Annotated in this window: 12 protein-coding genes and 2 pseudogenes; all 14 read right to left on the bottom strand. The window is 66.8% G+C overall.

Annotation, left to right across the window (positions count from 1 at the left end):
• Positions 1-22 precede the first annotated feature (22 nt).
• Entirely contained in the window at positions 23-1,060 is a 1,038-nt protein-coding gene (gene nuoH, locus ABFB10_RS17290) for an NADH-quinone oxidoreductase subunit NuoH (RefSeq protein ID WP_347167448.1), read from the bottom strand.
• 7 nt (positions 1,061-1,067) lie between these two features.
• Entirely contained in the window at positions 1,068-1,421 is a 354-nt protein-coding gene (locus ABFB10_RS17285; RefSeq protein ID WP_347168051.1) for a hypothetical protein, read from the bottom strand.
• Between the two features lie 48 nt (positions 1,422-1,469).
• Positions 1,470-3,495: pseudogene (nuoG, locus tag ABFB10_RS17280) on the bottom strand (NADH-quinone oxidoreductase subunit NuoG).
• Positions 3,496-3,714: 219 nt separating this feature from the next.
• Complete coding sequence (locus ABFB10_RS17275) at positions 3,715-4,107, bottom strand: DUF5333 domain-containing protein (protein ID WP_347167447.1); 393 nt, start codon at positions 4,105-4,107, stop codon at positions 3,715-3,717.
• Between the two features lie 104 nt (positions 4,108-4,211).
• A complete protein-coding gene (locus ABFB10_RS17270; protein WP_347167446.1) occupies positions 4,212-4,559 on the bottom strand; it encodes a hypothetical protein in 348 nt (115 codons plus the stop codon).
• 342 nt (positions 4,560-4,901) lie between these two features.
• A complete protein-coding gene (locus ABFB10_RS17265; RefSeq protein WP_347167445.1) occupies positions 4,902-5,327 on the bottom strand; it encodes a hypothetical protein in 426 nt (141 codons plus the stop codon).
• Between the two features lie 376 nt (positions 5,328-5,703).
• Positions 5,704-7,002, bottom strand: a complete 1,299-nt coding sequence (gene nuoF / locus ABFB10_RS17260) for an NADH-quinone oxidoreductase subunit NuoF (RefSeq protein WP_347167444.1) — start codon at positions 7,000-7,002, stop codon at positions 5,704-5,706.
• A 3-nt stretch (positions 7,003-7,005) separates the two neighbouring features.
• On the bottom strand, positions 7,006-7,224 hold the full coding sequence (locus ABFB10_RS17255) for a DUF5337 domain-containing protein (RefSeq protein WP_347167443.1): 219 nt from the start codon (positions 7,222-7,224) through the stop codon (positions 7,006-7,008).
• 14 nt (positions 7,225-7,238) lie between these two features.
• Positions 7,239-8,066, bottom strand: coding sequence for a hypothetical protein (locus ABFB10_RS17250; RefSeq protein WP_488175603.1), 828 nt, complete (start codon positions 8,064-8,066; stop codon positions 7,239-7,241).
• A gap of 140 nt (positions 8,067-8,206) precedes the next feature.
• Positions 8,207-9,286, bottom strand: coding sequence for an NADH-quinone oxidoreductase subunit E (locus ABFB10_RS17245; RefSeq protein WP_347167441.1), 1,080 nt, complete (start codon positions 9,284-9,286; stop codon positions 8,207-8,209).
• A gap of 73 nt (positions 9,287-9,359) precedes the next feature.
• Positions 9,360-10,506: pseudogene (locus ABFB10_RS17240) on the bottom strand (NADH-quinone oxidoreductase subunit E).
• Positions 10,507-10,811: 305 nt separating this feature from the next.
• Positions 10,812-11,129 carry a hypothetical protein gene (locus tag ABFB10_RS17235; RefSeq protein ID WP_347167440.1) on the bottom strand — a complete coding sequence of 106 codons (318 nt, stop codon included), beginning with the start codon at positions 11,127-11,129 and terminating at the stop codon, positions 10,812-10,814.
• A 59-nt stretch (positions 11,130-11,188) separates the two neighbouring features.
• Positions 11,189-11,587, bottom strand: a complete 399-nt coding sequence (locus tag ABFB10_RS17230; RefSeq protein ID WP_347167439.1) for a hypothetical protein — start codon at positions 11,585-11,587, stop codon at positions 11,189-11,191.
• 165 nt (positions 11,588-11,752) lie between these two features.
• Entirely contained in the window at positions 11,753-12,973 is a 1,221-nt protein-coding gene (locus ABFB10_RS17225) for an NADH-quinone oxidoreductase subunit D (protein ID WP_347167438.1), read from the bottom strand.
• Positions 12,974-12,984 lie beyond the last annotated feature (11 nt).

Genomic DNA, 12,984 nt, shown 5'->3' with positions numbered 1-12,984 from the left:
GTGTCGCTGTCGGACCCAAGGCCTAGCCCCCCACCGCCCAGCGGGCCCAGAAGCCGCCGAGCACCTCGAATTTCGCCAGGAAGGCCACCACGACGACCCAGGCCAGCGAGAGCGGCAGGAAGACCTTCCAGCCGATGCGCATCAGCTGGTCATAGCGGTAGCGCGGGGTGATCGCCTTCACCATGGCGAAGAGGAAGAAGAAGAAGGCCATCTTCGCGACCATCCACAGCGCGCCGTCCGGCAGGCCCGGGATGGGCGACAGCCAGCCACCGAAGAACAGCAGCGTGGTCAGCGCGCACATCAGGAAGATCGCGATGTATTCGCCCGCCATGAACAGCAGGAAGGGCGTCGCCGAGTATTCGACCTGGTAACCCGCCACCAGTTCCGATTCCGCTTCTGGCAGGTCGAAGGGCGGACGGTTGGTTTCCGCCAGCGCGCTGATGAAGAACAGGAAAACCATCGGGAAATGCGGCAGCCAGTACCAGCCGAAGAAGCCCCATCCTGTGTCCTGCGCCTTGACGATGTCACCGAAGTTCATCGAGCCGGTCGAGAGGATCACGCCGATGATGATCAGCCCGATGGAAACCTCGTAGGAAATCATCTGCGCGGCAGAGCGCAGCGAGCCGAGGAAGGGGTATTTCGAGTTCGAGGCCCAGCCGCCCATGATCACGCCGTAGACCTCCAGCGAGGAGACGGCGAAGACATAGAGGATGGCGACGTTGAGGTCCGAGATCACCCAGCCGTCGGCAAAGGGGATCACCGCCCAGGCGATCACCGCCAGGACAAAGCTGGTCAGCGGCGCGAGGATGAAGACGGTGCGGTCGGCGCCCGCCGGGATCACCACTTCCTTGACCACGTATTTCAGCGCATCGGCCACCGATTGCAGCAGGCCCCATGTGCCCACCACGTTCGGGCCGCGCCGCATCTGCACCGCCGCCCAGATCTTGCGGTCGCCGTAGACGAGAAACAGCAGCGAGATCATGACGAAGCCCAGCACCGCAAGGCATTGCGCAAGGATGATCACGAAGGTGCCCGAGGGCGTGGAGAAAAATGTGTCCATCAGGTCCTCACACCATCGGTATTCCGCTTTCCGCGCAGGCCAAGGCGGTGACCTCCGCGTCGATTGTCTTCAGCCCCGCGGGCAGCGCGGCCGAGATCGTGTAGACCGCATCGCCGCGCCAGAGGCCAGCCTCTTCCGCGACCGTCGTGCGCAGATGCCGCGCAAAACCGTAGCCGCGAATGATCGCATATTGCGCCGCCGCGCATTCCGCGTAGCGTTCGACGTCCTCCGGGTCGCGCGCGCCGCGCATCGACACAAGGAAGCTGACGAGATCCCCGTCCAGCAGCCGCGTTTCCACGCCCTCGTAGACCGGGGTGAAGGGCAGGCTGTCCCGCGGCACCGGCTCTGCCTCGCAGGCCAGAAGCGCGCAGGCCGATACCAGCGCCGCTATGGATCTGGAAACGCTCACTCATTCCGCCGCAAGCGGGGCTTCCGCGCGCGCCTTAGCCCGGCGGCTGAGGTCGGCCATGACCTCGGACGACCGGGCGATGGGGTTGGTCAGGTAGAAATCCGCGATGGCGGTGCGGAAGCTCGCATCGCCCAGCGTACCCGCGTCGAGCGGCTGCCAGGCGTTTTCCGGCACCGCGTCGATCTTCTTCAGATGCGGCACGTCCTTCACCAGCGCCTGCCGCAGCTGCGCAAGGCTGTCCCAAGGCAGCGCCGCGCCCAGTTCGGCAGAGAGCGCGCGCAGGATGGCCCAGTTCTCCTTGGCCTCACCCGGCGCGAACCCGGCGCGCAGCGCCAGTTGCGGGCGGCCTTCGGTGTTCACGAAAAGCCCGTGCTCTTCGGTCCATGCGGCGGCGGGCAGGATCACGTCGGCGCGATGCGCGCCCCGGTCGCCATGCGAGCCCTGGTAGATGACGAAGGCACCCGGGGCGATTTCGACCTCGTCGGCGCCGAGGTTGTAGATTACATCCGCCTCGGCGACGGCCTGCATGCCACGGTCGGTCACGGCGCCCACGTCCATGGCGCCAACCCGGGCGGCGGCGGTGTGCAGGATCAGCAGCCCGGCCTGACGCGCCTCGGCGATCTGCATGGCCATGGCCAGCACCGCCGCGCCGTCGGCCTCGCCAAGGGCGCCCTGCCCGACGATGACGATGCCGCGTTCGCCCTCTTCGACCGGCTCGCTGCGCGCGAGCTCCAGATGGTCGGCCAAGGCCTTGCGGTCCGTGCCGAAGCCCTGGACGTCATAGGTCAGATCCGCGACCGGCCCGATCACGCCGACCTGCGCGCCGCGCGCCCAGGCCTTGCGGATGCGAGCATTCAGCACCGGCGCCTCGACACGCGGGTTGCAGCCGATCAGCAGGATGCCAGTCGCCTCGTCGATATCTTCGATGCGGGCCGTCCCGACATAGGCCGAGCGATTGCCCGCGGGCAGCTTGACGCCATCGGTGCGGCACTCGACCACGCCGCCCTGCCCCTCGACCATCTGCTTGAGGCTGTAGGCCGCCTCGACCGGGGCCAGATCGCCGACGATCCCGGCCAGTGCTCTTGGCGCCCTTGATCGCCCCGGCGGCCTTTTCCAGCGCCTCGGGCCAAGTCGCGGGGCGCAGCTTGCCGTTCTCGCGCACATACGGGCGGTCGAGACGCTGGCGGCGCAGACCGTCCCAGACAAAGCGCGTCTTGTCGGAAATCCATTCCTCGTTCACGCCGTCATGGTTGCGCGGCAGGATCCGCATCACTTCGCGGCCCTTGGTATCCACGCGGATCGAAGAGCCAAGCGCATCCATCACGTCGATGGTCTCTGTCTTGGTCAGCTCCCACGGGCGGGCGGTGAAGGCATAGGGCTTGGACACCAGCGCCCCCACCGGGCAGAGGTCGATGATATTGCCCTGCAGTTCGGAATCGAGCGTCTGGTTCAGGTAAGAGGTGATCTCGGCATCCTCGCCGCGCCCGGTCTGACCCATCTGGGTGATGCCCGCGACCTCTGTCGTGAAGCGCACGCAGCGGGTGCAGGAAATGCAGCGCGTCATATGCGTTTCGACCAGCGGGCCGAGATCCAGATCGTCGACGGCGCGCTTGGCCTCGCGGTAGCGCGAGAAGTCGACGCCATAGGCCATGGCCTGATCCTGAAGGTCGCATTCGCCGCCCTGATCGCAGATCGGGCAATCCAGCGGGTGGTTGATGAGCAGGAACTCCATCACCCCTTCGCGGGCCTTCTTGACCATCGGAGAGTTCGTCTTGACCTGCGGCGGCTCGCCGTCCTTGCCGGGACGCAGGTCGCGGACCTGCATCGCACAAGAGGCGGCGGGCTTCGGCGGGCCGCCCACGACCTCGACAAGGCACATGCGGCAGTTGCCCGCAATCGACAGACGCTCGTGGTAGCAGAAACGCGGCACCTCGATCCCGGCCTGCTCGCAGGCCTGAATCAGGGTCATGGCGCCATCCACTTCCAACTCGATTCCGTCGATGTTGATCTTGCGCAAATCGGACATGCTGGCGCCTTTCCAGTTCCATGGCTGGCAGCGCTCATCCGCAGATGAGCCGCGGTCGAGGGCGTTCTACCGCGCATCCCTGTCCGATACCAGATGCGCGACCGCCCAAAAGCGGGAAAAATCGACGCGGGCGCGGGTGCGGACGACCCGCGCCCCGCAATTTAACGATTTGAAAAGAATGCGGTAATTTCCGATTAAATCAGTCAGAAATACGGGACCTCACCGCAGGAAGCTGCCCACCGGCCCGCCGCGCGCGATATCGGCCTTGCCATAGGCACACAGCGCCGCGCGATCCTTGGCATTGACGCCCTGACTGGACAGATAGGCCTCGGCCTTCTTGCGCATACGCTCCTTCTCCGCCTTCGATGTCACGTAGTCGTCGATCTCGTCGTTGGAGTACCCCATGTCCCCGGCCATCCCCTTCAGGGTGTTGAGCTGTGACATGGCCCGGACAAGGCGCGGCTCGATGCCGTCGCATTTCTTGCGGATCTCGTCGGCGATCGCGATGGCCATGAGGCCGTTGTCGATCTGGGGCACATCGCGCAGCGGCGGCTTGGCCTGCGCTTGGACAGCCGTCATGGCAAGGATCAGGGCGGCGGGAATCAGGCGCATTGGGGTGCTCCTTTGGATTGGACGTCCCCCTGAATGAAGGTCACACGCGCCGGCTATTCAATAACCGGACCCCCGACTTGTGCTTTTCGGCGGAAATTCCCCGATCAGCCGGCATCGCGGCAGGAACCGCGCAGCGTCACCGTGTTCTTCGTGATCGGCAGCGAAGAGCGCGGCGTGTCCGGCCCCACCCGCCAATCGATGTCCGAGGTGCCGTAGAAGGTGATGCAGTGGCGGATGCCTTCGTATTCGGCAGCGGCGATGGCGCCTTCCAGCGATTTCGCAACGGGGCGCGCGGTAGCCACGAAGTTCTGCCGGTCCGACCGGGCAACCGCCCGCGCGGTGCTGTTGTAGCGCTGACCGTCGAACAGCGGCTTCGAGCCCTGGCCGAAACCAAGACGCCCGCAGCCCGCCACAGAGACCACCATCAGCAAAAGACAGATCACGCGCACCATGGCTTGTTCGTTCCCTTCGCGCTCAACGCTTCGATTGCGGCAGCCCGGTGCTGCGCCGGCGCACTCTCTCCCCTGCGCGGCCCAAGGTCAAGCCGCACAGGGGGAAATCCCCGGACCCGCCGCGCGGCGCCGGTGATTTTCCGGCGCCGTGACAGAGCCAACGCGACCAGAGGCCGTCACCGCCCCACCCTGTCCGGGGATAACCGCAGCCCAGTGCGACCGCGTCACCGACAGGCGGACCCCCGAGACCCCGGACGGCATTGCCGGAGGCAGGCCCGGAACGGACCGCGAGGACCTGCAAGCAGAGACCGGCAGCCCGTAGGCCATTCGGCCCCGCCCCGGTCAGGAGCCCTGCACGCCCGGCGTATCCAGGCAGAGGTTCCGGAAGGTCCAGACCCCGTTGGCCTGAAACCGCGATTCGGCGTCGACCGCGACGGTCAGGCCATGGTGCGCGCAGAAGGCCTTGGCCAGGTCGCGCGCCAGCGTCCGGTCCCGCGGACCAAGGCCGGGCGCCCCTTCGCTGCGCACATGCACGGTGCTTTCCGGCTCTGGCGCCGGACGGGTGAGGGCCTTCCCGGCAAGACCGATCACGCCGTCGGTGGCGCCGGTCCTGCCCTCGTATTGCGCGAAGGTCACGCCATAGGCCTGATCTTCGTAAAGCATCATATCCATCAGCCGGGCGGCGGCCTTGTCCGCCTGTGCCGTTCCGGCGAGGGTGGCGCCGCAGAGGCATGCGCCGATCAAAAGAGCCTTGGTCGTCTGGATCATCTTGCCATCTTCCCTTGCGCTGCTCGTCTACCGGACGCCCCGCATGGACCGGCCTGCGGGACCTGTCGGGGCCGGCCTGTCCGCCCCCTGGAAGGGCAAGGGCCGGTTAATTTCGCCCGCCGCCCTTGACTGACATCCCCTGCGCCCCAAATCGCCTTTTAAGAAGCTGTTAGCCCCGCCCGGATCTGTCCTGTCAGGATTTCCGGGCAATGTGGCTTTGTAAAGTTACCATGACGTGAACGCGGGCCCGGCGTGGCCGTCCGCCCACATCTTGAGCACATCCCGCCACACGCCCCCATAGAAGCGAAACCCCGCCGCGCACGGCAGGGTTGTAACAGTCATTGAATAAGGCGCGGTCTATCCCGGGAAAGCGCGGTTATTCCGCAGCAACCGCGCTGACGCGACCGGCCTTCTGCGCCTTGATGCGGTCCTCGATCTCGTCCCGGAAGTTGCGGATCAGACCCTGGATCGGCCAGGCCGCCGCGTCGCCGAGCGCGCAGATGGTATGGCCCTCGACCTGCTTGGTCACGTCGAAGAGCATGTCGATTTCCTCGACCTCGGCCTCGCCGCGCACCAGCCGGTCCATCACGCGCATCATCCAGCCCGTGCCCTCGCGGCAGGGCGTGCACTGGCCGCAGCTTTCGTGCTTGTAGAATTTCGCCAGCCGCCAGATCGCCTTGATGATGTCGGTGGACTGATCCATCACGATCACCGCCGCCGTGCCAAGGCCGGACCCCAGTTCGCCGCGCAGGTAGTCGAAATCCATCACCGCATCGCGCATCTTCTCGCCGCGCACGCAGGGCACCGAAGAGCCGCCGGGGATCACCGCCTTGAGGTTGTCCCAGCCGCCGCGAATGCCGCCGCAATGCTTCTCGATCAGTTCCTCGAAGGAAATCGACATGGCCTCTTCGACGACGCAGGGCCGGTTCACGTGGCCCGAGATGGCAAAGAGCTTGGTGCCCGCGTTGTTCTGGCGCCCGAAGCTGGCGAACCACTCCGGCCCGCGCCGCAGGATCGTCGGCACCACGGCAATCGATTCGACGTTGTTCACCGTGGTCGGGCAGCCGTACAGCCCCGCCCCCGCCGGGAACGGCGGTTTCATCCGGGGCATGCCCTTCCTGCCCTCAAGGCTTTCCAGCAGCGCGGTTTCCTCGCCGCAGATATAGGCGCCCGCACCGTGATGCAGGAAGAGTTCGAAGTCGTAGCCCGAGCCGCAGGCATTCGGGCCGATCAGACCGTCCTCATAGGCCTCGTCGATGGCGCGTTGCAGCGCCTCGCGCTCGCGGATGTATTCGCCACGGATGTAGATGTAGCAGGCATGGGCCTGCATCGCGAAGCTGGCGATCAGGCAGCCTTCGATCAGCGTATGCGGATCGTGGCGCATGATCTCGCGGTCCTTGCAGGTGCCGGGCTCGGATTCGTCCGCGTTCACCACCAGATAGGCCGGGCGACCGTCCGATTCCTTGGGCATGAAGGACCATTTCAACCCGGTCGGGAAACCCGCCCCGCCGCGACCGCGCAGGCCAGAGGCCTTCATCTGGTCGACGATCCAGTCCCGCCCCTTGTCGAGGATGCCCGCAGTGCCGTCCCAATGGCCGCGCTTCTTGGCGCCTGCCAGCGTTCGGTCGTGCATCCCGTAGAGGTTGGTAAAGATCCGGTCCTGGTCCTGAAGCATCTGTTAATCCTCATGTTCCCGGCGATCCCGCCACAAACCGTATATCATCCAAATCGCCCAGATGAAGCCCGCCCCGGCGGCAAGATCCATAAAAGCGCGCAGACGCTGGCTGAGTTCCAGCATCTGCCCGATGATCGTCGCGGCGATCCAGAACAGGCCGGTCCCCGCAATGACCAGCGCGATCATGCGTCCGCGCCGGTTGAAGTCCTTGTTATCCGCCATTGCCGCGCGTCAGGTCACTTGGCCAGCGCGGCGGCCTGAGCCACCCAGCCGTTGCGCGAGGCCCGGCCCCGCACGCCCGGCAGGTTCTCGTCGACCCAGGCCACGTTGGACTCGGTCCAGGCGGCGATCTGGCTGTAGTGCCAGATGCCCTGCGCGTTCAGCGCCTCGGCCAGCTTCGGGCCAACACCGTTGAGCGCGGTCAGATCGTCCGCCTCGCCCTTGGGCGCGGCCAGCTTCACCGGCTCGACGAAGGCCGCGACCGGGGTCTCGGTCGCCTTGGCGGCGGCGACCGGAGTTGCCGGAGCCTTGGCCGCCTGGGCCTGCGCCGGGGCGGCGGGTTCTGCCTTGGCGGCGGCGGGTTTGGCGGCGGGCGCCGCCGGTGTCGCGGCGGGCTTGACCGGCGCGGCGGCCGGTTTCACGGATGCGGCAGGTTTGGTTTCGACGGGCTTCGCCTCGGCGGCGGGCGCCGTGACGGCGGCCTTTGCCTGCGGTTCCGGCGCGGGCGCGGCCAGCTTCGTCACAGCCTCGGCCTTTTCGGCATCGGCCTCGGTCTTCTCGGCGGCGGCCTCGATCACCGCCTCCGCCCTTTCGGCGACCCGGCGCGCTTCCTTGACCACCTCATCGACGGTCGAGGGTGCCTCGGGCATGGCCTTGACGGCGGTCGGGTTCGACACGCACAGCCCGGCGCGCATCAGGCCATAGGGCGTCGGCATGCCCTTCCAGGGCAGCATCGCCAGTTCCAGCATTTTCTGGGTCGTCTCGACGGCGAAAACGGTCTGCATCGCCATCATCCTGACCACCGGGGAATAGTCGGGGGTCATGGTGAAATACGGGGTCTTCATGGTCACTCCATCGCTCCACATGCGGGATCGACACGCGCGAAGGCGCGCGCCGGTTCAAGCGCCGTTCCTCCCCAACAGTGCCCGTATGGGAGGCCTCGCACAGGATCGGTTCCCGTGCAAGGCATGGCGTTGTCGCAGGGTCAGTAGACGTCCCCGTCGTCGACACGCCTTGAAAATTCGGTATCGCCCCCGGCGGCGAGGATCCTGGCCTGATCGACCCATCGGTCGCGCGACACGCGCCCCCGGAAGCCTTCAAGGTTGGCGTCCATCCACGCCACCTCTTCGGCGGTCCAATTGGCGATCTGGTCGAAGTGATAGATGCCCAGACTGTGGCACAGGGCTTCGAGCTTTGGCCCGATCCCCTTGATTTCCTTCAGGTTGTCCGGCCCGCCCGCGCGCGCACCCTCCAGCATGGCGGGTTTGCTGCCCTCGCCCGTCCCGTCCGGCACACCGTCCCTGTCGTCGCCGGGGGTCCCGGCGCCGTCCGGGGCCGTGCGGTCAGAGGGGCCTTCGTATCGCCACGCCCCCTTGCGGCTGGCAAGCTCCTGCTGACCTGCCAGCGCTTTACTCGGTTTGACCAGAATGCGGGCATCCTGCGGATCGGCGGCAGAGGCCGAAGCCGGTGCGGAAGCGGGCTCTTCGGCAGCCGTCGCGGCCTGCTCTGGTACGGGATCCGCAGCCGGGACCGTTTCGGCGGCGGCTTCGGAGCCGCGCTCGTATGTCCATGTGCCCTTGCGGCTGTCGAGATCGGCCTCGCCCGCCAGCGCGGCGCTGGGTTTCACCCGCGATCCGGTCTGACCGGCGCTTTCAGCGGCCCCTGCCGCCGCCACCGGTTCCGGGGCCGGGTCTGGGTCCGCCCGCGGCGCATCCTGCGCGGCGCCGGCACCCGCAAGCGCGGTTCCCGCCGCAGCGACCCCCACCGCCGACGCGGCGCCCGCCGCCCCCGCCGCGGTGGCCGAACCGGAAGAGGCCGCCGCCGAGGTCGGGGCGGTGACCGGTGCCGCGGGCGCGGCCTCGCGCGGTGCCGGGGCCGCCTTGCTGTCGGCACAGAAGAGCCACGTGAAGAGGAGGCCCAGCAGGACCGCCGCCAGAATGCCAAGCACCGCCGCCGCCGCGAAGGACTTGTCGCCCGCCGTCAACAGCATGAGGAAGGTCAACGCGCCGATGATCGCCGCAAGCCCCCAGCACCGCGTGGTGCAGCCTTCTCCTGAATGTGCCATTCCACTCTCTCCCTGTTCTGTCGGTTTGGCTTGAGTTTGCACAAACCTAGACAGGTTGGGAAAGGGAAAGAAATCAGGCTTTGGTCTCGTTCGACAGGTCGCGGGCCTGGGCGATCCACTCGTCCCGGGTCACGCGGCCCTTGAAGCCTTCGAGATTGTCATCGACCCAAGCGACCTCTTCGCCGGTCCAGGCCGCGATCTGGTCGAAGTGATAGAACCCCATGGAATGCAAAAGCTTTTCCAGCTTCGGCCCGACACCCTTGATGCGCTTGAGGTCGTCGGGTTTGCCGCCGCGAGGGCCGTCGATGCCCTGCGGTTTCGTCCCGGACGAAGCCTCTTCCGCCGCGACCTCGGCCGCGCCTTCGCTGGCCTCTGCCGGTTCCGACTTGCCTTCGGGGCGACCGGGGCGATCCGCCGGATGCTCGCGCTTGTCGATGCCGGTGGCATCCGCCGGGCGTCCCTGCGACAGATCCGGCCCGCCACTGGGGTTCCGCATCGCCACGGCGGCCCGACTGGTCGGTCCAGGGCGCGTCCAGCGGCACCTCGGTGCCGTCGATGCGCTTGATCGTGTCGCCGATGTCATGCGCCAGCTGGGCGCTGGCGTTCAGTGTGATCGAGCCGTTCACGAACTCGGTCAGCGTGGTGATCCCGCCCTCGGGCTCGGAGGCGAAGCGCCCGTTCTGCGGACCCACCTGCGGCACTTTCCCGGCGGCGAGATCGTCCAGCAGCGCGCCCAGCTTCTCGGCGGTCAGGTCCTCGTAGTAATCCTTGCCGATCTGCGCCATCGGCGCATTGGCGCAGGCCCCGAGGCATTCCACCTCTTCCCACGAGAAGCGGCCATCGGCGGACAATTCGTGCGGGCGCTCTGCAATCTTCTCGCGGCAGACCGCGACCAGATCCTCTGCCCCGCAGATCATGCAGGAGGTGGTGCCGCAGATCTGGATATGTGCCAGCGCGCCGACCGGCTGAAGCTGGAACATGAAGTAGAAGGAGGCCACCTCGAGCGCGCGGATATAGGCCATGTCGAGCATGTCCGCGATGGTCTCGATGGCGGGCCGGGTCAGCCAGCCCTCCTGTTCCTGCGCGCGCCACAGCAGCGGGATGATCGCGCTGGCCTGCCGCCCGGCGGGATACTTGGTGATCTGCTCCTGCGCCCAAGCCATGTTGGCATCGGTGAAGGCGAAAGAGGCGGGTTGTTCGGGGTGCAGGCGTCTTAGCATCGGCGGAAACTCATGCAGGTTGCTTCGGGATCGAACCTGGCGCTCGGCACCGCCGCCAGTTCACACATCATGTCGGTCAGGAAGGCCGACCCGGGCCGCGGCGCAAGGCCCCGGGCTGGCCCGCCCGCGCGCCCCCACCGGGGGAGGAAAGGGAAAGAGCTTTCGACGGCGCGCAAAGCATGGCGCAGCGACCCCCGGCCAGACGGGCAGAGCGCCGTTGCGCCGCCACGGGCCGCGCGGCGAAGGCCGACCCGGCCAGACCAGAGGCAAAGCGAAGCGTCATGGTCCCTTTCCTTCCCGGGCGGTCAGCCCGCCTGCGCCACCTGTTCAACCGCCGGGGCAGCCTCCGGCGTGCAGGCCCCCGACACAAGCCGGATGCCGCCGTTCGACAGGTTCACCGCGTTCTTCTGCGTGACGCGGTACTGGGCGACCTCGATCACCTTTTCGCGCGGCAGGCCGGTCTGAAGCTCCACGGGCAGATAGTCGCTGCTGTCCACCAGATCGCAGCCGATCGAGGCCACGGCGGCGTCGAACGTGGCAAGGTCCTGATCGGTCACGCCTTCGGGCGCGATGCATCCAGCAAGAGCCCCGGCAAGCGCCAGCGCAAGGAATCGAGTCTTCATCTTGGTCTTGTCCCTCATGTCCCGCCGCGTCTTTTGCCGCACGGCTCCGTCCCTTGTCCTTACGGGCAATCGGCCAGCCGCGCCACCCGTGCCTCGCGATCCAACGTGATCCGGCCCTGATCGATCATCCGCTCCGCGGCGTCCTCGGTGATCTCGCCGATCTCGTCCACGGCCTCGGCAGACAGAAGCCCGCCAAAGCCCGCCTGATCCGCCACCCGCTCTGCCAGCGATCTCAGGAAGGCGTCTTCGGCATCGCCACCCATCGGCACGGCGCAGGCGTAATCCTCGCGCATGGTCGCCTCGATCGCGGGCATGAAGGCCACCTCGGGCATGGCGTCGAGCGCCGCAAGGAAATCCTCTTCGGTGCTGGCCGTGGCCATCCGCGAGGCCTGGTAGGCCTCGACCGCCGAGGGTCCGAGGATCGGCAGGCAGACCTCGGAAGTACAGGTAGGTTTCACCCTCGGCGTCATCGACCTCGCAGTAGAAGGTGTTGCCGTCGTTCTTCAGGATCAGCCCGTCGTCGGCGGTGCCGATCACCTCGAAGCCGAGCCTGTCGTCGAACTGCGGCAGGCCTTGCGCCGTGGCGGCTCCCGCCAGAAGGGCAAGGGCAAGGGTCGCGCGGATCATCTGTCGATCTCCCCGAAGACGACGTCCATGGTGCCGATGATCGCCGCCACATCCGCCAGTTGGTGGCCAGAGGCCACGTGATCCATCGCCTGCAAGTGCAGGAACCCGGGCGCGCGCAGCTTGGCGCGATAGGGCTTGTTGGTGCCATCCGCCACGAGGTAGACGCCGAATTCGCCCTTGGGCGCCTCGACGGCGCAATAGACCTCTCCCTCGGGGACGTGGAAGCCTTCGGTGTAAAGCTTGAAGTGGTGGATGAGCGCCTCCATCGAGGTCTTCATCTCGGCCCGTTTCGGCGGGGTGATCTTGCCCCGCGACAGGATATCACCCTGCCCCTCCGGCGCGCGCAGCTTCTCGATGGCCTGATGGATGATCTTCACGCTCTCGCGCATCTCGGCCATGCGACAGAGGTAGCGGTCGTAACAGTCGCCGTTCTTGCCGACCGGGATCTTGAAATCGAACTCGTCGTAGCATTCGTAGGGCTGGGCGCGCCGCAGGTCCCGGGCCGGGCCAGAACCGCGCACCATGACGCCGGAGAAACCCCACTCGTTGATCTCGGCCTCTGTCACCACGCCGATATCGGCGTTGCGCTGCTTGAAGATGCGGTTCTCGGTCAGCAGGCCGTCGATGTCATCCAGCTTGGCCGGGAACTCCCGGGCCCAATCCTCGATGTCGTCGATCAGCTTGGGCGGCAGATCCTGATGCACGCCGCCGGGGCGGAAATAGGCCGAGTGCAGCCGCGCGCCGCAGGCCCGCTCGTAGAAGATCATCAGCTTCTCGCGTTCCTCGAAACCCCAGAGCGGCGGCGTCAGCGCGCCCACGTCCATGGCCTGCGTGGTCACATTCAGCAGGTGGTTCAGGATGCGCCCGATCTCGCTGTAAAGCACCCGGATCAGGCTGGCGCGGCGCGGCACCGGCGTGCCGGTGAGCTTCTCGATGGCAAGGCACCAGGCGTGTTCCTGGTTCATCGGCGCGACGTAATCGAGCCGGTCGAAATAGGGCAGGTTCTGCAGGTAGGTCCGGCTCTCCATGAGCTTTTCCGTGCCCCGGTGCAGCAGGCCGATATGCGGGTCGCAGCGCTCGACGATCTCGCCGTCCAGCTCCAGAACCAACCGCAAGACCCCGTGCGCCGCAGGGTGTTGCGGGCCGAAGTTGATGTTGAAGTTGCGGATCTTCTGCTCGCCCGTCAGGGCGTCATCGAAGCCTTTGGAGCCGTCCATCTTACCTGGCC

The sequence above is a fragment of the Ponticoccus litoralis genome (assembly GCF_039769985.1).
Classification (GTDB): domain Bacteria; phylum Pseudomonadota; class Alphaproteobacteria; order Rhodobacterales; family Rhodobacteraceae; genus Ponticoccus; species Ponticoccus litoralis.
This window is presented reverse-complemented; position numbering and strand designations above follow the sequence as displayed.